The organism is Halonotius sp. F2-221B (genome assembly GCF_046719765.1).
Lineage (GTDB): Archaea > Halobacteriota > Halobacteria > Halobacteriales > Haloferacaceae > Halonotius.
Genome location: NZ_JABEBY010000007.1, coordinates 9,438 through 27,776 on the forward strand (window position 1 = coordinate 9,438; position 18,339 = coordinate 27,776).

Sequence of the window (18,339 nt, forward strand, 5' to 3'; positions counted from 1 at the left end):
GACGTGTTCAACTGGTCGATGGTCGCGACGTGTTCAACTGGTCGATGGTCGCGACGTGTTCAACTGGTCGATGGTCGCGACGTGTTCAACTGGTCGATGGTCGCGTCACGTTCAATTGGCCAGCGACCGTATCACCGACGATGGAGGTCGACACGTTGCGAGCGCGGGTTGCCGAGCTGCCGACCGAGCCCGGCGTCTACCAGTTTCAGGCCGGCGACCGGGTGTTGTACGTCGGCAAAGCGGTCGACCTGCGTTCGCGGGTTCGTTCCTACACCGATCCACGCAACGACCGCATCGCGCGGATGGTCGCTCGCGCGGAATCGCTTGAGGTTGCGGTCACCGACACCGAAACCCAGGCCCTCCTATTAGAAGCGAATCTGATCAAACGCCACCAGCCGCGGTACAACGTCCGCCTGAAGGATGACAAATCCTACCCGCTGGTGCAGCTCACCGACCACGAGATCCCACGCATCGAGATCACCCGCGACCCCGATGACGCCGCGACGGTCTTCGGGCCGTTCACCGACAAGGGCCGACTGGAGACGGTCGTCAAGGCGATCCGGGAGGTCTACGGGCTGCGCGGCTGTTCGGAGCACAAGTATCAGGGCCGGGAGCGACCCTGTCTCGACTACGAGATGGGGCTGTGTACCGCGCCCTGTACCGGCGAGATAGACCCCGAAAGCTACCGTGAGGATGTTGAGGCGGCGATCCGGTTTTTCGAGGGCGAAACCGGCGTGCTGGCCGACCCACTTCGCCGGGAGATGGAAGCCGCAGCCCAGGAGCAGGCCTTCGAGCGCGCGGCAAATCTCCGCGATCAGCTCGACACCGTCGAGACGATCCACGGCGACAGCGAGCGAGCGGTCGCCGGCGGCGGTGCAGCAGGTGAGGGTGGCGGCAGCGAGGCGGTCGCGGACGTGCTCGGCGTCGCCGTCGACGGCAACGAGGCGACCGTCGCCCGCCTTCGCAGCGAGCGCGGACAGCTCGTCGATCGATCACGGCACAGCCTTGATGCCCCCGACGAAGCCGACGGCGGCGACCGCGTGGCCGCGTTGCTGTCGGCGTTTTTGCCCCAGTATTATGCTGAACGCCAACTGCCGGATGCGATCCTGCTCTCGGAGCGGCCGGCCGACGACGACGTACTCGACTGGCTGGAACGCGAGGGCGTCGCGGTTCGCGTCCCTGGAGCCGGTCGGGAGGCAACGCTCGTCGAGCTTGCGCTCAAAAACGCCCGGCAGGGGCCGGTCGATGGCGACCCACTCGCAGCCCTCGGCGAGGCCCTCGGGGTCGACCGCCCACACCGGATCGACGGGTTCGATATAAGTCACAGCCAGGGGAAAGCGGTCGTCGGCAGCAACGTCTGTTTCGTCGACGGCGATGCAGAAACGAGTGACTACCGCCGAAAAAAGCTCACCGACCGCAACGACGACTACGCCAACATGCGGGAGTTGATCGAGTGGCGGGCGAGCCGCGCCCTGGAAGGACGCGACGACCGCCCCGACCCAGATCTCCTCCTCGTCGACGGCGGCGAGGGCCAACTCGGGGCCGCGATGGATGCCCTCGACAAAACGGGCTGGGACGTACCGGTCGTCGCCCTCGCCAAGGATGAGGAGTTGGTGATCACGCCTGACCGCGTCTTCGACTGGCCGAGCGACGCCGACCACCTCCACGTCTGTCAGCGCGTCCGCGATGAGGCCCACCGCTTTGCCGTTCAGTATCACCAACAGCTGCGGGATGACGTGTCGACCGCGCTGGATGGGATTCCGGGCGTCGGCCCCCAGACGCGAACCCGACTGCTCCGGCGGTTTGGCAGCGTCGACAACGTGCGGGATGCCTCCCAAGCCGACCTGCAGGCTGTCGACGGTATCGGGGAGAAAACGGCGGCGACGATCGCGGAACGACTGTGAGGTAGGGATTCCGAATCCATACATCATTAAGGTCGCTGAGGCGATGGGGCTGGTATGGACTACACGCTAGCCGTTGAGAACGCGCCGGAGACGATCGAGGGTGGGACAGGCGTCCTTCTGCTGCATCCCTCGATCGGCGAGACCGACCGCATCGACACCGACTTCTTCAAAACCGACACCGACCACTTCCTCGTTGTCTCGACGCGGACGACCGCCCGGGAGGTCGAACAGAAGCTCGAACACTACGATGTCGACGAGGACAGCGCGGTCATCCTCGATACGCTGTCGGTCGAGCGCGGCTACTCCCGGCGCGGCACCGACGACGTGCACTACGTCTCCGCCCCCGACGACCTCGATGGGATCGTCGCCAAGGTCGAGGAGTTCCTCACCAGCCACGACGGAAAGGTGCGGCTCAGCGTCGACTCCCTCACCGAGATGATCTACTACGCCGACGAGGACGGCGTCGTCGACGCAACCGAAAAGCTGTGTGCGCTGCTGGCCGAACACGACGCTGTCGGTCTCTTCCATCTCTCGAAGGAGGTTCACGACGAGGCAACGCTGGATCGGTTCCGTGAGCGCTTCGATGGCGTCATCGATCTCGCCGACGACGGCAGCGTCACCGCCGAATTTTAAGCAGCCGCCGCTCAGTCGATTCGGTAGGTTGCCTCAACGGATGCGCTGACAGTGACATCGTCAGGCTGGAGCTCCGTCGAGCCCCCAGAAGCTGCTTCGGCAACGTCGTAGCGTTCGTACGTCGGCGAGAGCCCGCCACCGGCGGCGTTGAGCCGCTGTACCGACACCACCCGCGAGTCGACGCGGGCGGCGAGGACATCCGCCTCGTCACGGGCGGTATCAACAGCCGCTTTGAGGGCATCCTCCCGCAAGGATTCGCGGGTCGACTCCGCAAGCGTGTACTCGATCCGACCGATCGAGTCGGCTCCGCCGTCGATGGCGGTATCGATCACATCGCCGGTGGCATCGACATCGTCGACCTCGATGGTGATCGTGTGGGTTCCTTCGTAGCCGGTCTGTTCGGGCTCCTCACCCGGTTCGCGGCGGTCGTACTCGGGCCGAATTGCAAACCGCCCGGTCGTGAGTTGGTCATCGTCGAGGCCGGCGTCCCGAAGGGCCTGCCGGAGGCTCTCGGAGCGTGTTGACAGCGCATCGCGGACGGCGGCCGCGCTGTCGCCGGTGGCCTCAACGCTGGCCTCGATGACCGCGCGGTCGGGAGCGGCCTGCATCTCGGCCGACCCGGTGACGGTGATGGTGCGACCGCCATCGCTGTCGGCGGTGCTGCCGGTGTCGGTTGCTTGCTGTGCGGTGCCGAGACAGCCGGAGAGGCCGGCCGCGCCGGCTGCTGCCGTGCCGATGAGGAAGTCACGTCGCTGCATGGTCGCTCACAGGCGGCCAGCAGATGAATAGGTTCCTAAAGGTGAAACGGCGGTTTGAGTCGGCTGTGGCGGTTACTCACGGAGCTCGGCAAATGTCTTCTCGGCCCACTCAATCGCGTAGGCCGCGCCGTGGTCGCGGTAGGCTGTCGTATCGAGCGCGCTGAACGGGGTCGGAAGGTCGAGATCGTGTTTGATCGCCGCACAGGCGTACTCGGTGGCCGCCGGAAACGTCATCTCGTTGTGGGCAACCGCCCGCGAGAGCTCATCGAGCCGCGGTTCGAGTCGCTGGCCGGCATCGATCCACGCGTCGTACAGGGGTTCGAGCTCGTCATCGTCGGCCCACGACGCAAACACCTCGCGGGTCTGGAGGCCAACCCACCCATCGAAGAGGGCGGCAGCGATCTGATAAACCTCGGTTCCGTTGAGCCCGACCGCGGCGTCAAGGTCGGGGTACTGCTCGCCGAAGAACGGCAGGAAGTGTTCGGGGACGCCACAGTCGAGTTGGACGAAGGCTTCGGCGATGAGGAAGTTCAGAAAATCGTCGGGGGTGTTCTCGGCGCGCTGTTTGCAGAGCACCGTCGGCGGTTCGGTCTGGGTCGTCCAGACGACGGTGCCGTCGTCGGGGGTGCCGATTGTAAAGGCCTCGCCGGCGTACTCTTCGAGGACGGTTGGCGCGTTTTCCGGCAGCCAGTCGGCGGGGTAGCTGGTCGGATCGAGGCGGTCAGCCAGCAGGCCGAGATCCTCGGCAACCGCCGGCGGCAGCGTGTCAAAATCGGTCTCGACATCGAGCACCGTCGCCGCGGGGGCGTATTGCTGGCGGACGGTCGACAACAGCGGTGACAGCGATCGCTCAGTAAACATTAGGCGAAGACGTACGACAGGATGATTCCGACCGCAAAGACGGCCGATAGAAGTACGGTTCCGAGGACGACCTTGGTGGCCTGCGACATATCCGCGGGTTCGCGTGGGCCGGTAATAAAGCCTTCACTGCCGGACGCCGACCGCCCGCACCGGCGCGCCGTCGCCACCGAGCGCGAGCGGATACGCCCGGAGTTCGAACCGCTCGCCGACGCCTTCGAGGGTGGCCAGGTTCTCGACGATGAGGCAGTTCTCGCCGAGCAGCGCGTGGTGGGCCGCAAAATCGGTCGGCTCGTCGTCGCCGGCTCGCGGGCTCGGCGTCGGATCGGGGCTGAGCGCGTCGATGCCGACGGCCAGCCCGTGGTCGGCACAGCGGGCCGCCGTTTCGGGTGCAATGTAGGGGTGATCAAGATAGCGATCGGTGTTCCAGTGGTCGTCCCAGCCAGTCCAGCAGACGACCATGTCGGCGTCGTCGAGCACGTCGCCTGCGGGGAGTCGCTCCGGGCTGATGGCCTCGCGGGCGGCACAGTCCCGGCAGTCGACCCGGACGGCATCGAAGACGAAGCGGTCGAGCGAGAACGCCGACAGCGGGTCGCCGTCGGGTTCAGTGTGTCGCGGCGCGTCGATGTGGGTGCCGGTGTGACTGCCGCAGGAGAGGGATTCAACATGGTAGCCGTCGGCGGCGTGGGTCGCGTGGTCGGTCACGCTGACCGCCGGATCATCGGGATAGGTCTGCATGCCGGTGTCGAGTGAGTGGGTGAGGTCGACGTGGTCGGGCATGGGTTGGACTCACTGTGAGTGGGCAAAGAGATTGGTGTCGCCGGCGATCCACCTGCCGCTGTCACGGTGGGAGGTGGCGATCGTAGACGTAGCGACGATGGCCGACCGCTTCGACGATCAGCCGGTTCCCGTTTCGATCCCACGTAATGATCGCTCGGTAATCACCAGCGCGGAGTGTGTAGTACGGATAGTTCGATAGCGATTTGAGCCGGTGGTCAGGCCAGTCCTCGGCTTCGGCGAGCTTCTTCAGGAGTCGTTCGCGTGGTTCGGTGTCGAGATCAGCGAGGTGCTCGTCGGCCTGTGGCGTGATCTCGACTGTGGGCATCCTACTTCTCGACCCCGTATTTGTCCATCACGTCGTCGAGCGGAACCGTTTCGCCCGCCTCACGCTGCTTGCGACTGGTGGCAAGATCATCCAACGCCTCGTCGGAGAGCCGCACGGGTGGATCGACCCACGCCCGCAACGCATCACGGATCGCCTCCGAGCGGGAGGTGTAGCCGCGTTGGTGGTACTCATCGTCGATCTGCTCAACCAACTCAGTCGGCACGCGCACGTCGATTTTGGTCGTTTCGGCCTCGTTCTCGGAGCGATCGGTGTCGGTGCTCATATATTGTGAGACGTGTGTCGCACACAAAACGCTTTGCTCGCAATCGCTGCCCCGACCGGGTTGGGTCGGCTGTGTCGGGCTGTCCACGACGCGAACCGAGCCATCGGATACTCCCACTTCGGCGCGGCTTCACACAAAAACAGTCACAACAACGACTTTACCGCCGCCGGACGCGACCACAGGTATGTATCTGGATATCGGCAATGCACTCGGCGGGAGTCCCGGCCTCACCGAAGACACCCTCGATCACCTCGACGAACGGGTGGGGATCGCCCACGAGCGCATCGAGCAGGGCCGCGCTGACGACGAACACGGCTACGCCGCGCTCAACCTCCCTGAGACGGTCGACACCGACGCGATCCGTGCGGCGGTCGAACCGTTCGGCACCCCCGAAGCCGTCCTGACGGTCGGCATCGGCGGCAGCGCGCTCGGTGCGGCGACGATTTCGGCTGCGCTGGCCGACCAGACCGACGTGGAGGCACACTTCCTCGACAACGTTGATCCCGAGGACACCGCCGAACTGCTCGATTCGCTACCCCTGGATGACACCGTCGTCAACGTCGTCTCGCGGTCGGGCACCACGGCGGAAACCCTCTCGAACTTTCTTGTCGTCCGCGAAGCGATGGACGACGCCGGCGTCGACTGGACCGAACAGACCTTTGTCACCACGGGCGACGATGGCAACCTCCGAAATCTTGCCGACACACACGACCTCCCGTCGCTGAAAGTCCCCGAAGGCGTGCCGGGTCGCTTTTCGGCGATCTCAACAGTCGGGCTGGCCTGTGCCGCACTCCAGGGCCTCGATATCGAGGGTGTCGTCGCCGGCGCGCAGACGGCGATGGACGACCTCTCGCCCTCGTTGTACGACTCGCCGGCCTACGCCTACGGGGCGGTCTGTTACGGCCTCGCCGAGCGCGGCGCGCTCACCAACGCGATGATGCCCTATGCGGAATCGCTGGAATACTTCGCCGAGTGGTTCGCGCAACTGTGGGCCGAGAGCTTGGGGAAGGAACAGGTCGGCCAGACGCCGGCCCGCGCGCTGGGTGCGACCGACCAACACTCCCAGCTCCAGCTCTACCGGGCCGGGCCCCGCGACAAACTCGTCACGCTCGTCCGCCCGCGCGAACGCGAGGATATCGGGATTCCGGAAACCGATCTTGAGGGCCTGTCGTATCTCGGCGGCTCCGGGCTGGGCGACCTGCTTGACGCCGAGTTCGAGGCGACCGAAGCCAGCCTCGCCGCCGAAGGCCGCCCCAACGTTCGCATCGAGATCGACGCCGTCGACGCCGAAAGCATCGGCGAACTGCTGTACGCGATGGAGGCCGCGACCGTCATGTACGGCGAACTCGCCGGGCTGTCGACGTTTACCCAGCCCGCCGTCGAGTGGGGCAAGAAGGCCGCCCGGGGACTGCTCGGCGGTGGCGACTTCGCGGAAGCCGAGGCGGTCGCCGACAAGCGCACCTTCGAGATCGAGTAGGCACATCGATCGAATCGGTGTCCCTAACAGGGGCGGCAGCGTAGCCGACCGGTAATGGCGACCGATATCGCCGGCTGGGAGCCACGAGCAAAAGTACTCGGTGAGGTGCTCGCGGTTGTCTTCGGAGCCTACCTGTTTGCGAGCCTCATGCTTGCGGCGGTGAATCCACCGTTGGTCGACGCCGGGATCGTCACCCCCGGCGGCACCGACGAATACCTCGCACAGTTCGCCCTCCAATACGCCGGCTTTCTGCTGGTGACCGGCTGGTACGCCCTCGCTGTCAGAGAGGAGCCGCTGATCCCGTGGCGACGCCCCCGACCCCGTGAGATCGGGCTCATCGTCGCCGGGGTCGTCGTCCTCGTTGGCGCGAACAACGGGATCACCCGGCTGTTTGCTGCCGCGGACGTAGCGATCGGCGACAACGCCGCCGTGACCGTCGGGGCCGGCGATCCGGGCTATCTGTTGACGATGGTCGGTTTCTCATTGCTTGTTGTCGGCCCGGCCGAGGAGTTGCTGTTTCGCGGCGTCGTCCAGGGTCGGCTCCGGGAGACGTGGGGCGTCTGGCCGGCGATCCTTGTGGCGACGGTGCTGTTCGGGCTGAGTCACGCCTCCGTCTCCGGCGGCCTGGCTGGGGTCGTCGCCTACATGCTGACGGCGACACTGCTCGGCGTCCTGTTGGGGTATCTCTACGAACGCACCGAGAACATCGTCGTCCCGGCGGTCATCCACGGCGTGAACAACGCGGTCATCTTTGCGTGGCTCTATCTGGGCGAGATCGGCGTTGTCTGAAAACCAGGTGATCGGTGGGGCTCAGTTCGGGTTTTTCCGGGCGAGGTCGCTGCCGCAGATCCGACAGCGATCGAGCTTCTCGTCATAGGTGCGGCCACAGCCCTGACACTGGAACTGCCACTCCCGCTGTTCGGTGATGCCGTCCTGGGCGATCACGTCGACAGCAACGTTGAGTCGGTCGGCGACGTTCTGCATCGCGTAGTCGTCGGTCACAAGAGTGCCGTCAAGCTCGAAGGCGGCGGCGATAAGAACCATATCCGTCTCGCTGAGCTCGTCGGCGTCGCCGGTTTCGGTTGCCGCGCGGTTGATCTTTTCAACGGTTTCCTCGGAGGGGATATGGATGTGCATCCCCGCGCCCTCCTCGGCGTCGAACCGGAAGGCGTGTTCGCCTTCCAGCTCCTCGTGAACCTGCGGAACCGAGGCGGTGTCCTCATCGGTGTGATACTCGTTGATAAACGCCGACGTATCGAGAATCTGCATATGGTTACCGGGAGATGACAATGTAGTCTTTGACCGCGTCAACGGCACCAGCCGGGATCCGAATCCGGCCCTCGTCGTCGGCCTCGAAATCGGAGCCAGCCGCCGAGATCCCCTCGTTGGGGGTGACAAGCAGGTTGTGGAGGCGACCGGTTTTGAGATCCATCGTGATGTTGTAGAGGTCGCCGAGTTCCGTCCCGTCGGCCCCCATCACGGCTTTGCCCGAGAGGTTTTCCGCGAGTATGTCAACCATGCCTGAGGTAGACGTGCGAACTCATATAAACGCCACGGGCGCGTCCGACGACCGGCAGACAGGCGAAGCGCGCTGTGAGAACGACAGGACAGAACCGTCACGACGACGGCACCAACACCGAAGCGGGGCCGAGCTGCACAGAGCGACGTTTTTCCGTGCTGCGCACGCAGTACTACGAGATGGGGTCAGAGGATCTCGAACGGAGCCTTGGGCTGTACTCGACGATGATGATCAGCATGGGCGCGATGATCGGCAGCGGGATCTTCGTCCTCCCAGCCCTTGGGTTCAAAAAGGCCGGCCCCGCGGTGGTGGTGGCGTATCTCCTGGCGGCGGTGATCGTCTTGCCCGCCGCGCTGTCGAAAGCCGAGATGGCGACGGCGATGCCGGAATCCGGCGGAACGTATCTCTACATCGACCGCGCCATGGGGCCACTGTTCGGGACGATCGCCGGGATCGGTGCGTGGTTTTCGCTGGTGTTCAAAAGCTCCTTCGCGCTCGTCGGCCTTGGCGCCTATCTCCTGTTGTTGGTGCCGATCTCACAGGGCCAGATCATCCTCGTTGCCCTCGCGCTTGGGGCGCTGGTCGTCGTCCTCAACATCTCCGGAACAAAGCTCAGCGGCCGGGTGCAGGCCGTCATCGTGAGCCTCGTGATCGTTGGCATCACCGCGTTCACGGTCAACGCCGGGCTGTTTGCCGACACGGCGCGGTTTACCCCGCTTCGAACCAACGGTACCACCGGGATCGTGACCGCCGCCGCCTTCGTGTTTGTCTCCTATGCGGGCGTCACCAAGATCGCCAGCGTCGCCGAGGAGGTCAAAAACCCCGGAACGAACCTGCCGCGGGCGATGCTTGGCTCGCTGGGGGTTATGGCAGTCATCTATGTTGGCGTCGTCGGTGCCGTGGTTGGGCTCACCGATCCGGAGGTGTTGAAAACCGGCGGGCCGGACAACACCGCGTCGCTGACACCGATGGCCGACGGGGCGTCACTGCTGTTCGGTGGGGGCGGGGTCGTTGTGATCTCGGTGATCGCCATCGTCGCGCTGACCAGCATGGCAAACGCCGGGGTGCTCTCCTCCTCACGGTTTCCGCTGGCGATGAGCCGAGATGGGCTGCTACCGCCGATGCTCAAACGGATCGACCGACGGTTCAAAACCCCACGCAACGCTGTACTGCTGACCGGGGCCGTGTTGCTATTGTTGATCGCGTTCGTCCCGGTGATCGAGTTGGCAAAGCTCGCCAGCGCGTTTCAGATCCTCGTCTTTTCGTTTGAGAATCTTGCCGTCGTGGCGTTCAGGGTTGCCGACCCCGAGAGCTACCAGCCGGAGTTTGTCACGCCGGGGTATCCGTACGTGCAGATCTTTGGCTTCGTTGGCTGTCTGGCACTGCTGACCCAGATGGGGGTGACACCGCTGCTCGGGGCGGCCGGAATCATCGGCGGTGGTGGGGCGATCTATCTGCTCTACGGCCGGTCACGAACCGACCGGATCGGTGCAGCCAGCAGATATCTCCGGCAGCGACGCGGTGACGACCCCACTTCGGAACCACAGCGCGACTAGTTCGCCGCGTTGGGGTCGTAATCACGGCGGACAACGATCACCGGATCTCCGGTCTCGTCGCCGATGCGATCCGGCAGGCTGCCGAAGATGTGGTCGCTGAGCCCCGACTGCGCCTCGTACATGACGACCGCGTCGTAGTCGGCGGCGACGGCGAGGATTTCGCTGTCGTGGCTATCACCCGCAACCACGAGTGTATCAACAGCGTCGGCACCGAAACCGGCTTCGAGCATGCCCTCGCGGGTTTCGGTAACGATTTCCTCGGCGCGTTCGCGTGATTCCTCGCCCTCGGCGACGTGAAAGAGCGTGATCTCTCGGGTCGATTCCTCACACAAGATATCCACGAACTCCGGCAGGCGGGTAAACTCGGCGACCGCAGGGATCGGCACGAGAATCCGATCGATCCCCTCGGTCGGAGCCGGATTGAGCTCCGCCACACAGTCCTCCTCGATCATCACCCGGTCGATGGCCGCGGCGCGTGCCTTGCCGAACACCAACCGAGTGCGCGCTGTGGCCCCAGCCTCGCGGAACCGGTCGGCGATCTCGTCCAGCGTCGTTTGGGCCTCGGTCTCAAACTGCTCGCGGGCGGCATCGACCGGCGTCTGTTCCGGGACAGCAAAATGCCCGAGGACGACGACATCCAATGTGGCAAGATCGTCAACCAAGACCGGCGACAGTGGCTCGGGATCCGGGAGTTCAAACGGGATGAGGATGGTCTCTGTCATAGTCGACGATTGCTGCCGAAGGTGGATATAGCTGCGGACACCGCTGTCGTCGCTGCCCATATGCCGATGGGGGTGGGGCGACCGACGGCGGAAGTTGAAAGGCTTAACTCCGAGCGCCCGATTCCACTGGTAACGCGGTTGCCGGAGTTCTCTGTATGTCAGATCACGATACCTCACTGCGAACCCCGATCGTCGCTGTCCTCGGTCACGTCGACCACGGCAAGACAAGCCTGCTGGATAAGATCCGCGGCTCGGCGGTCAGCGAGGGCGAGGCCGGCGCGATCACCCAACATATCGGCGCAACAGCGGTTCCGCTCGAAACGATCGCCGATATGGCCGGCGATCTCGTCGCGGTCGACGATTTTGATCTGCCTGGCTTGCTGTTTATCGACACACCCGGCCACCACTCGTTTTCGACGCTGCGCTCCCGGGGCGGCGCGCTCGCCGACATCGCCATCCTCGTCGTCGATGTCAACGACGGCTTCCAACCGCAAACCGAGGAGGCCCTCGATATCCTCCAGCGCACCGGGACACCCTTCGTCGTCGCCGCCAACAAGGCTGACACGACGCCGGGCTGGAATCCGAACGAAAACTCGCCGATCAAGCCGAGCTACGACGGCCAGAGCGACACCGCCCGGCAGCGACTCGACGAAAACCTCTATGAGATTATCGGCCAGCTATCGGACGACGGCTTCTCGGCGGATCTCTACTGGCGCGTCCAGAACTTCCAGAAAAACATCGGCGTCGTCCCCTGCTCGGCGCTCACCGGCGAGGGCGTCCCCGACGTACTCGCCGTGTTGATGGGGCTCTCCCAGCGGTTCATGAAAGCCGAGATGGAGATCGACGTGGAGGGCCCCGGCGAGGGCACTGTCCTCGAAGTAAAGGACGAACAGGGGTTCGGCGCGACACTGGATGTCGTTGTCTACGATGGGACGATCCAGGAGGGCGATCAGCTCGTTGTCGGCGGGATCAACGAGCCGATCGTCACCGAGATCCGGGCGTTGCTCCAGCCACAACCGAATGCGGAAATCCGGGTCGAAAACCGCTTCGAGCGCGTCGACGCCGTCGCCGCCGCCGCGGGTGTCAAGATCGCCGCCCCCGACCTCGATGAGGCGATGGCGGGCGCGCCGGTGCGGGTCGTCCGCGACCGGGATGTCGACGACGTGATCGCCGACGTGAAGGCCGAACTCGCCGAGATCGAGGTCGACACCGAGGAGGAAGGCGTCGTCGTCAAAGCCGACACCCTTGGCAGTTTGGAGGCGATGGCCAACGCCCTCCAGGAGGCGGAGGTGCCGATCCTCCGGGCGGAGGTCGGCGACGTGGCACCCCGCGATATCGCGGTCGCCGGCACAGCCCGCGAGCCCGAACACACCGTCATCCTCGGGTTCAACGTCGACGTGCTGCCGGATGCCGAGCGCGAACTCGAACAAAGCGAGGTGACGCTGTTCAACGACGACGTGATCTACCAGCTTGTCGAGGACTACGAGGAACACGTCGCGGAGATGCAGCGGGCCCAACAGGAGACGATCCTCGATAAGATCGTCCGGCCCGCCCGGTTTCAGATCCTCGACGACCACACCTTCCGGCAGTCAGACCCCGCCGTCGTCGGCGTTGAGGTCATGTCGGGAACGATCAACAATAACACGAACGTCGCCAAATTCGACAACAACGAACCGGATCGCGTCGGCGAGCTCTCCGGGATTCAGGCCCAGGGTGACGACGTCGAGGAGGCCCGCGCCGGCGAGCGCGTCAGCGTCGCCATCGACGGGCCGACGGTCGGCCGCCAGATCGAGGAGGGCGACGAGCTATGGATCGAACTTCCCGAAAAACACGCCAAGATCCTCGAACAGGAGCTCAACGACGAGATCCCGGCCGACGAGCTGGAGGCGTTGTCGGGCTATCTGAACAAGCGACGCAAACGCGATCCGTTCTGGGGCAAATAGGGCGTGCATGACCGACAGCCGCGGAGCCTCCAGTATCGGAACCCTGCTGTTGCTGATCGCAATGCTGCTGGTAGCGCTCATCGCGGCCGGTGTCGTCCTCTATCTGGCTGACTATCTGCGCAACCAGATCGACCAGCTCCCGTATTTAGCGAGAAGCGGGGCGATGATGATAGCGTCTTCCTGAGAGTACCACACAAAAAATAACCCCAGCGGGTGTCAGCCTACAGGATGTAGGAGTTGCTGTTTTCGATGCGGCGCGGTGCTTGGATTTGTTTGTATGTGCTCCCACCGGCGGGTGCTTGGGCGACAATCGTGATCGACTCCGATTCCGCAAGTTGGTTCACATCGGTGAGATTGGTGAGCGTGAACTGAACGACCATCAGGTCATCCTGCTCGGAGAGCACCTGTGTGTTGTCCGTGAGGCTTTGAACCGGCAACAGCTCGATACCATCGTTCGTGTTTGCGTTGCCATCAACGACAGTCGCGTTGCCGCCGGTCTCGATGGTGTAGGAGGCTTCGCTCACGTTGATCGGATCTGACCCCGACGACAGGCGCGCAGACACGTTGAGCACATCGAGTTTGTTGTTGCCGGTGGTCTCGCTGCCGACGACCTTCCCGATCTGGAAGACGTTGCTGACCTCGGCGGTCGTCTCTTCACCGGTTTGCTGTGCTTGTGCTTGCAGGAGGCCAGCCGTGTTGATCAGCACGCCCGCGGCGATCGCCGCGACCAACACCATCGCAATGAAGACGATGAGCGTACCGATCCCCACCTGACCTCGGGTCTCTGTCTCGAACATGTGTGACTCCGCCTAACCCGGAACAGGTTAGGCGATATCAGAACGACCGCAAGAAATGAACATAAAATCACTCCTTCAATTTTCAAAAGAGATAATATTGAGCAGACAATGTCGGCAGACGAATGCTACCTCTGTCGTTTGATTACTTCTGTAACAGTTTGTGGTGGATCCAAAATTATCTATTTTGATATTCAGTCGATAGTTATTTTACCCTCTCTCTCCAACTAACCGGTAGTCGCCTTAGTGACTGAGGGCGACTGTGTGACTACTACCCGGAACAGGTAGGGGAAGTTACCCAACGCTTCCCGTTCGGCCCGGGGTGGTCGCAGGCATACGGAGGTATTTTCGCGGCGCGGAAATCGACGCTGAGGAAGCGATCAAACACCCGCAATCAGCCTTAGTCAGCGCGGTCAGGCGTTTCGAGCGTCGTCTCATCGCTCGGCTCGAAGGACTCGTAGTGGACGACCGATTCGATCGGCCGCCGGCCCTTGCGCTCGTTGTCGATGTCAGCGGCGGGATCAGCCGGATACCCCAAGGTGATCAGCATCACCGGTTCGTACCCCTCAGGAACGTCAAACTCCTCGATGAGAGCGTCGCCATCAAACCCTTCCATCGGACAGCTGGCGACGCCGTGTGTCCAGGCCGCATACATAAGCGTCATCGCCGCCAACGACGTTGATCGCGTCGTCCACGTTCGGCGGTCGGCCGCAGCCATACCGGCCATCGCCTCGACATTATCCAGGAGGGCAGCCCGCACGTCCTCGTTGGGGATATACTCCTTGGCGAGCCAGTCGTCGAAGACCGCCTCGGCGTGCGCCATCGGATCGGTGTTGCCGAGCACCACGACAGCCGTGTCGGCGTCAACAACGTGTTCCTGCCCGTTGGCGACGGCTTTGAGTCGCTCCTTGGTCTCGGGCTCACGAAGCGCGAGGAACTCCCATGGCTGGAGGTTGTAGCCGGAGGGCGCAAGCGTCGTTGCCTCGAAGATGGTATCGAGCGTCGACTGATCGATCGGCTCGTCGCTGTAATCGTGTACGGATCGTCGGGTCACAACGGCGTCTGTGAAATCCACACCAACGCGAGGGGCCGAACAGGCATAACGACACGGCTCCCGGCGAGTATCAAAATTGGGCTCGCCGACTGAACCAATACGGTTTTGCCCAAACCATCGGTAGCAGTGTGTGATGGCAGTGTCGACCGCGTTGCTGATCGGGATCGTCGCCACACTGTTTGTCGCCTACAACATCGGCGGCGCGACGACAGGGCCGGCGTTCGGCCCGGCGGTTGGGGCCGAGGTGATCGGAAAGCTCACCGCCGCGGGACTAATGTCAGTCTGTTTTGCCGCCGGAGCGTGGACGCTTGGCCGCCGGGTCGTCGACACGCTGGGGCGGGAGCTACTGGCCGAACCGGGCGTGTTGACGCTCAAAAGCAGCATCGTCGTGCTCCTGTTCATCGGCGGCGCGCTGTTGGTGGGCAACCTCTCGGGCGCACCGGCGTCGACCTCGATGACCGCCGTCGGCGCGATCATCGGCCTCGGTGTCGCCACCGACGCCCTAAACTGGAGTGTCGTCGGTGTCATCGTCTCCTGGTGGGTCGTCTCGCCGGTAATCGCCTTCTGGGCGGCGGTGATGATCGGCCGGTATCTCTACCCCTACATCGATCGAGCCATCGCCATCGATCAGACCCCGGGGGCGTTGCTCACACTCAATCGAACGGGAACGGTTCCGCGGCCGCAACTCGGCGACGCAACGACGCGCCGGGAACTCGTCGGGACGGTCGTTGTTGTCGGGATCGGCTGTCTGATGGCGTTTAGCTCCGGGACGAGCAACATCGCCAACGCGATCGCACCGCTCGTGGGCAGCGGACAGCTTGCGATGAATCCCGCGATCCTGCTCGGCACGGCTGCGGTTGCCGTCGGCGCGTTCACGATCGCTCGCCGGACGATGGAGACGCTGGGCAACGATATCACCGATCTGCCGCTGACCGCCGCCATCGTCGTTGCGGTCGTCAGTTCGGTGATCGTCGTGCTGCTGTCGGCGGCGGGGATTCCGGCGAGCTTCGTCATCATCGCGACGATGTGTATCGTCGGCCTCGGCTGGGGGCGAGCAACCCGAACGATCACCATCACCGATGCGGTTCGCGGCCGGGGGGCTCCACAGGTCACAACCGCCGCGTTGCGAAGCGACGAAGAGAGCCCGACGGTTGGAGACCCGTCAACCGCTGACGCTGAGCAGGATCTCCAGCCGATCGGTGAGGAAACCGTCAGCGGGACAGACGAATCACCAGCACTGTTCGATCCCTCGACGACGGCGCGGGTGATCGCGATGCAGAACGTGGTTCCGATCCTCGCAACAGTCGGCTCGTTTCTGACGTTCACCGTCGTCGGTAGCATCTGATCGGTACACCGACAGCGCGTAGCGGTGTGCATTTGTACGCACTACGCCGTAGAGATCTGGTGATGTCTCTGAGCGGTCGCTTCAGCGGACGGCAGACGCAGTTTCAGGTCGATCTCGTCTACGGGCTGGCGTTTACCCTCGGCTTCGGCTACCTGTTGTTTTTCGGGATGGATCCCCGGGTTGCGGCCTTCGAGGGTGGACTCGTCCTCGGGTACTTTCTGCGGGTCTGGGAGAACATGACGATCTACGAGCAGGTCTTGGCCGAGGAGGTCGCCGAGGAGGCCGAACAGGCCGTTGCCGACGAGGTCGAACAGCGTGTCCCCAGCGAGGTCGAGGATCGCGTCGCCGACGAGGTGCAAACCGAGGTCGAAGATCGGGTGCCCGAACAGGTCACCGCGACAGTCGAAGACGAGGTGACGGCCGAACTCGAATCGCAGGTGCCAGACGAGGTACAGACCGAAGTCGAAGACCGGGTTGCCGACGAGGTGCAAACCGAGGTCGAAGACTGCGTGGCCGACGAGGTACAGACAGAGGTCGAAGACCGGGTTCCGGACGAAGTGCAGACGGAGGTCGAAGACTGCGTGGCCGACGAGGTGAGCGACGTGATCGACGACCGTGTCGCCGAGGAGGTCGCCAGCGAGGTCGAAGCGCAGGTTTCCGACGCAGTCACCGACCGTGTCGCCGACGAGGTGGAGGAAACCGTCGCCGAGGAGATCGAACAGCAGGTCGACGGTGAACGCGACGACGAGGGGTCGCCGTAGGTGGCCGCGACCTCCTATCTTTTTGACGATCCACACAGCAGATAGGGTATGGATCAGATTGCCTTCGGCACTGATGGCTGGCGTGCAACGTTGGACACCTTCACCGACCGGCGCGTCCGGATCGTCGGCGAGGCAGTCGCCCGGTATCTCGACGACGAGGGGCACACCGACCCCGTCATCGTCGGCTACGACGCCCGCGAAACGTCGCCCGGCTTTGCGGAAAGCCTCGCTGAGATCCTCGCCGGCCACGGCTTCGATGTGCTCCTGCCCGAGCGCGACTGCCCGACGCCGGTGATCGCCTACGCCATCGTCAACCGCGGGCTCTCATGTGCGCTGATGGTCACGGCCTCACACAACCCGCCGGAGTACAACGGCGTCAAGTTCATTCCCGAGGACGGCGCGCCCGCACTGCCCGAACGCACCGAGAAGATCGTCGACAACCTCGCCGAACCCGACCTCCTGCCCGAGGAGGAGTGGGGCGAGATTCGGGAGATCGATCCGATCCCGGATCACGCCGAGCACGCGACCGATCTCGTCGGCGCGGATCTCTCCGATCTCACCATCGTCTACGACGCCCTCCACGGCAGCGGCCGCGGCGTCACCGACGCCCTCCTGGAGTCGGCGGGCGCGGAGGTCATCACCCGCCGCTGTACCCAAGATCCCGACTTCGGCGGCGGCGAACCCGAACCGAGCCCCGAGAATCTCCAGCCGCTGGCTGACGCGGTCGAAGAACACGACGCCGACCTCGGGATCGCCAACGATGGCGACGCCGACCGGATCGCCATCACGACGCCCGACCGCGGCTACCTCGACGAAAACCTGTTTTTCGCCGCCGTCTACGACTACCTCCTTGAGTCGGATTCCGGCCCCGCCGTCCGCTCGGTGTCGACGACGTTCCTCATCGACCGGATCGCGGAGGCAAATGGGCAAGAAGTCATCGAGGTGCCGGTCGGCTTCAAGTGGGTCGGGAAGGCGATGGGCGACTCCGACGCGCTGATCGGCGGCGAGGAATCGGGCGGCTTCTCGATCCGTGGCCACATCCGCGAGAAAGACGGCGTCCTGATGGCCCTGCTCGCTGGCGCGGTCACCGCCGCCAAACCGCTCGACGACCGCGTCGACGCCCTGCTGGAGGAGTTCGGCGAGATCCACGCCAGCAAACGCAGCGTCGAGTGCCCCGACAGCGAGAAGGAGCGCGTCCTCGACGACCTCGAAGACCACATCCCGGAATCAGTTGCCGGCAGCGCGGTCGCCAACACCGTCACGCTCGACGGGTTCAAGCTCCTGCTTGAGGACGGCTCGTGGCTGCTGATTCGCCCGAGCGGCACCGAGCCGAAACTACGGGTCTACGGCGAGGCCAGCAGCGACGAACGACTGCAGACCCTGCTGGATGAGGGCGTCGCCCTCGTCGAACCGCTGGTCTGAGCGCCCGTCGGCGACATCGCTGCGGCCGAAGCCGCGACGAAATAGGGTGTAAACCGGGTGTCTTTTTATTCGGGCTTCGCTGCAGGATAATGACGTTGGGTCGCGTCACAAAACAAGCTGACCTGGGAGGTGAACATCATCTCCGAAAAACCGCAAATCACAGCGATCATCTGCGGGACAGTTCTCGTCCTGTTTGGTAGGCCGG

At 64.0% G+C, this 18,339-nt stretch carries 20 protein-coding genes; 10 read left to right on the top strand and 10 right to left on the bottom strand.

The window, feature by feature from the left end; translation table 11 throughout:
- Positions 1 to 140 precede the first annotated feature (140 nt).
- Both HKK80_RS06260 and HKK80_RS06265 read left to right on the top strand, forming a co-directional pair.
- On the top strand, positions 141 to 1,904 hold the full coding sequence (locus tag HKK80_RS06260; protein ID WP_411798758.1) for an excinuclease ABC subunit C: 1,764 nt from the start codon (positions 141 to 143) through the stop codon (positions 1,902 to 1,904).
- A 54-nt stretch (positions 1,905 to 1,958) separates the two neighbouring features.
- Positions 1,959 to 2,537 (top strand): hypothetical protein, encoded by a 579-nt coding sequence (locus tag HKK80_RS06265; RefSeq protein WP_411798759.1) that lies wholly within the window; start codon positions 1,959 to 1,961, stop codon positions 2,535 to 2,537.
- An 11-nt stretch (positions 2,538 to 2,548) separates the two neighbouring features.
- On the opposite strand, the gene HKK80_RS06270 is transcribed toward HKK80_RS06265, so the two are convergent.
- From HKK80_RS06270 to HKK80_RS06290, 5 genes are all read right to left on the bottom strand, one after another.
- The gene (locus HKK80_RS06270) at positions 2,549 to 3,295 is read right to left on the bottom strand and encodes an SIMPL domain-containing protein (RefSeq protein WP_411798760.1); all 747 of its coding nucleotides are present in this window, start codon (positions 3,293 to 3,295) and stop codon (positions 2,549 to 2,551) included.
- A 72-nt stretch (positions 3,296 to 3,367) separates the two neighbouring features.
- Positions 3,368 to 4,156 (bottom strand): hypothetical protein, encoded by a 789-nt coding sequence (locus HKK80_RS06275; RefSeq protein ID WP_411798761.1) that lies wholly within the window; start codon positions 4,154 to 4,156, stop codon positions 3,368 to 3,370.
- Between the two features lie 123 nt (positions 4,157 to 4,279).
- Positions 4,280 to 4,933 (bottom strand): cyclase family protein, encoded by a 654-nt coding sequence (locus HKK80_RS06280; protein ID WP_411798762.1) that lies wholly within the window; start codon positions 4,931 to 4,933, stop codon positions 4,280 to 4,282.
- Positions 4,934 to 4,994: 61 nt separating this feature from the next.
- On the bottom strand, positions 4,995 to 5,258 hold the full coding sequence (locus tag HKK80_RS06285; protein WP_411798763.1) for a type II toxin-antitoxin system RelE family toxin: 264 nt from the start codon (positions 5,256 to 5,258) through the stop codon (positions 4,995 to 4,997).
- 1 nt (position 5,259) lies between these two features.
- On the bottom strand, positions 5,260 to 5,541 hold the full coding sequence (locus HKK80_RS06290) for a ribbon-helix-helix domain-containing protein (RefSeq protein ID WP_411798764.1): 282 nt from the start codon (positions 5,539 to 5,541) through the stop codon (positions 5,260 to 5,262).
- A 184-nt stretch (positions 5,542 to 5,725) separates the two neighbouring features.
- On the opposite strand from HKK80_RS06290, the gene HKK80_RS06295 reads away from it, so the two are divergent.
- Positions 5,726 to 7,018: a glucose-6-phosphate isomerase gene (locus HKK80_RS06295; protein ID WP_411798765.1), complete on the top strand. Its 1,293-nt coding sequence runs from the start codon at positions 5,726 to 5,728 to the stop codon at positions 7,016 to 7,018.
- Positions 7,019 to 7,072: 54 nt separating this feature from the next.
- Positions 7,073 to 7,807 (top strand): lysostaphin resistance A-like protein, encoded by a 735-nt coding sequence (locus HKK80_RS06300; protein ID WP_411798766.1) that lies wholly within the window; start codon positions 7,073 to 7,075, stop codon positions 7,805 to 7,807.
- Between the two features lie 21 nt (positions 7,808 to 7,828).
- On the opposite strand, the gene HKK80_RS06305 is transcribed toward HKK80_RS06300, so the two are convergent.
- Both HKK80_RS06305 and HKK80_RS06310 read right to left on the bottom strand, forming a co-directional pair.
- On the bottom strand, positions 7,829 to 8,287 hold the full coding sequence (locus tag HKK80_RS06305) for an NOB1 family endonuclease (RefSeq protein ID WP_411798767.1): 459 nt from the start codon (positions 8,285 to 8,287) through the stop codon (positions 7,829 to 7,831).
- 4 nt (positions 8,288 to 8,291) lie between these two features.
- A complete protein-coding gene (locus tag HKK80_RS06310; RefSeq protein WP_411798768.1) occupies positions 8,292 to 8,537 on the bottom strand; it encodes a PRC-barrel domain-containing protein in 246 nt (81 codons plus the stop codon).
- A 179-nt stretch (positions 8,538 to 8,716) separates the two neighbouring features.
- Here HKK80_RS06310 and HKK80_RS06315 point away from each other — a divergent pair, with 179 nt between their 5' ends.
- The gene (locus tag HKK80_RS06315; RefSeq protein ID WP_411798876.1) at positions 8,717 to 10,093 is read left to right on the top strand and encodes an APC family permease; all 1,377 of its coding nucleotides are present in this window, start codon (positions 8,717 to 8,719) and stop codon (positions 10,091 to 10,093) included.
- On the opposite strand, the gene HKK80_RS06320 is transcribed toward HKK80_RS06315, so the two are convergent.
- Positions 10,090 to 10,815, bottom strand: coding sequence for a universal stress protein (locus HKK80_RS06320; protein ID WP_411798769.1), 726 nt, complete (start codon positions 10,813 to 10,815; stop codon positions 10,090 to 10,092). The genes HKK80_RS06315 and HKK80_RS06320 overlap by 4 nt on opposite strands.
- 155 nt (positions 10,816 to 10,970) lie before the next feature.
- On the opposite strand from HKK80_RS06320, the gene infB reads away from it, so the two are divergent.
- The gene (gene infB / locus HKK80_RS06325) at positions 10,971 to 12,758 is read left to right on the top strand and encodes a translation initiation factor IF-2 (protein ID WP_411798770.1); all 1,788 of its coding nucleotides are present in this window, start codon (positions 10,971 to 10,973) and stop codon (positions 12,756 to 12,758) included.
- A gap of 7 nt (positions 12,759 to 12,765) precedes the next feature.
- Entirely contained in the window at positions 12,766 to 12,942 is a 177-nt protein-coding gene (locus HKK80_RS06330; RefSeq protein WP_411798771.1) for a hypothetical protein, read from the top strand.
- 37 nt (positions 12,943 to 12,979) lie between these two features.
- Here the strand turns inward: HKK80_RS06330 and HKK80_RS06335 are convergent, their stop codons facing one another.
- Together HKK80_RS06335 and HKK80_RS06340 are read right to left on the bottom strand one after the other, a co-directional pair.
- The gene (locus HKK80_RS06335; protein ID WP_411798772.1) at positions 12,980 to 13,555 is read right to left on the bottom strand and encodes an archaellin/type IV pilin N-terminal domain-containing protein; all 576 of its coding nucleotides are present in this window, start codon (positions 13,553 to 13,555) and stop codon (positions 12,980 to 12,982) included.
- Positions 13,556 to 13,952: 397 nt separating this feature from the next.
- A complete protein-coding gene (locus HKK80_RS06340) occupies positions 13,953 to 14,627 on the bottom strand; it encodes a nitroreductase family protein (RefSeq protein WP_411798773.1) in 675 nt (224 codons plus the stop codon).
- 112 nt (positions 14,628 to 14,739) lie between these two features.
- Between HKK80_RS06340 and HKK80_RS06345 the strand changes: the two genes are divergently transcribed.
- The 3 genes from HKK80_RS06345 to HKK80_RS06355 all read left to right on the top strand — a co-directional run bounded on the left by HKK80_RS06345 (position 14,740) and on the right by HKK80_RS06355 (position 18,134).
- Positions 14,740 to 15,951: an anion permease gene (locus HKK80_RS06345; RefSeq protein WP_411798774.1), complete on the top strand. Its 1,212-nt coding sequence runs from the start codon at positions 14,740 to 14,742 to the stop codon at positions 15,949 to 15,951.
- 62 nt (positions 15,952 to 16,013) lie between these two features.
- Positions 16,014 to 16,712, top strand: a complete 699-nt coding sequence (locus HKK80_RS06350; protein WP_411798775.1) for a hypothetical protein — start codon at positions 16,014 to 16,016, stop codon at positions 16,710 to 16,712.
- A gap of 48 nt (positions 16,713 to 16,760) precedes the next feature.
- Positions 16,761 to 18,134: a phosphoglucomutase/phosphomannomutase family protein gene (locus tag HKK80_RS06355; protein WP_411798776.1), complete on the top strand. Its 1,374-nt coding sequence runs from the start codon at positions 16,761 to 16,763 to the stop codon at positions 18,132 to 18,134.
- Positions 18,135 to 18,339: the final 205 nt, after the last annotated feature.

Bases quoted from the DNA above. Each gene is read 5' to 3' on its own strand.
- HKK80_RS06260 (WP_411798758.1), top strand. From the start codon at position 141: ATGGAGGTCGACACGTTGCGAGCGCGGGTTGCCGAGCTGCCGACCGAG.
- HKK80_RS06265 (WP_411798759.1), top strand. From the start codon at position 1,959: ATGGACTACACGCTAGCCGTTGAGAACGCGCCGGAGACGATCGAGGGT.
- HKK80_RS06270 (WP_411798760.1), bottom strand. From the start codon at position 3,295: ATGCAGCGACGTGACTTCCTCATCGGCACGGCAGCAGCCGGCGCGGCC.
- HKK80_RS06275 (WP_411798761.1), bottom strand. From the start codon at position 4,156: ATGTTTACTGAGCGATCGCTGTCACCGCTGTTGTCGACCGTCCGCCAG.
- HKK80_RS06280 (WP_411798762.1), bottom strand. From the start codon at position 4,933: ATGCCCGACCACGTCGACCTCACCCACTCACTCGACACCGGCATGCAG.
- HKK80_RS06285 (WP_411798763.1), bottom strand. From the start codon at position 5,258: ATGCCCACAGTCGAGATCACGCCACAGGCCGACGAGCACCTCGCTGAT.
- HKK80_RS06290 (WP_411798764.1), bottom strand. From the start codon at position 5,541: ATGAGCACCGACACCGATCGCTCCGAGAACGAGGCCGAAACGACCAAA.
- HKK80_RS06295 (WP_411798765.1), top strand. From the start codon at position 5,726: ATGTATCTGGATATCGGCAATGCACTCGGCGGGAGTCCCGGCCTCACC.
- HKK80_RS06300 (WP_411798766.1), top strand. From the start codon at position 7,073: ATGGCGACCGATATCGCCGGCTGGGAGCCACGAGCAAAAGTACTCGGT.
- HKK80_RS06305 (WP_411798767.1), bottom strand. From the start codon at position 8,287: ATGCAGATTCTCGATACGTCGGCGTTTATCAACGAGTATCACACCGAT.
- HKK80_RS06310 (WP_411798768.1), bottom strand. From the start codon at position 8,537: ATGGTTGACATACTCGCGGAAAACCTCTCGGGCAAAGCCGTGATGGGG.
- HKK80_RS06315 (WP_411798876.1), top strand. From the start codon at position 8,717: ATGGGGTCAGAGGATCTCGAACGGAGCCTTGGGCTGTACTCGACGATG.
- HKK80_RS06320 (WP_411798769.1), bottom strand. From the start codon at position 10,815: ATGACAGAGACCATCCTCATCCCGTTTGAACTCCCGGATCCCGAGCCA.
- infB (WP_411798770.1), top strand. From the start codon at position 10,971: ATGTCAGATCACGATACCTCACTGCGAACCCCGATCGTCGCTGTCCTC.
- HKK80_RS06330 (WP_411798771.1), top strand. From the start codon at position 12,766: ATGACCGACAGCCGCGGAGCCTCCAGTATCGGAACCCTGCTGTTGCTG.
- HKK80_RS06335 (WP_411798772.1), bottom strand. From the start codon at position 13,555: ATGTTCGAGACAGAGACCCGAGGTCAGGTGGGGATCGGTACGCTCATC.
- HKK80_RS06345 (WP_411798774.1), top strand. From the start codon at position 14,740: ATGGCAGTGTCGACCGCGTTGCTGATCGGGATCGTCGCCACACTGTTT.
- HKK80_RS06350 (WP_411798775.1), top strand. From the start codon at position 16,014: ATGTCTCTGAGCGGTCGCTTCAGCGGACGGCAGACGCAGTTTCAGGTC.
- HKK80_RS06355 (WP_411798776.1), top strand. From the start codon at position 16,761: ATGGATCAGATTGCCTTCGGCACTGATGGCTGGCGTGCAACGTTGGAC.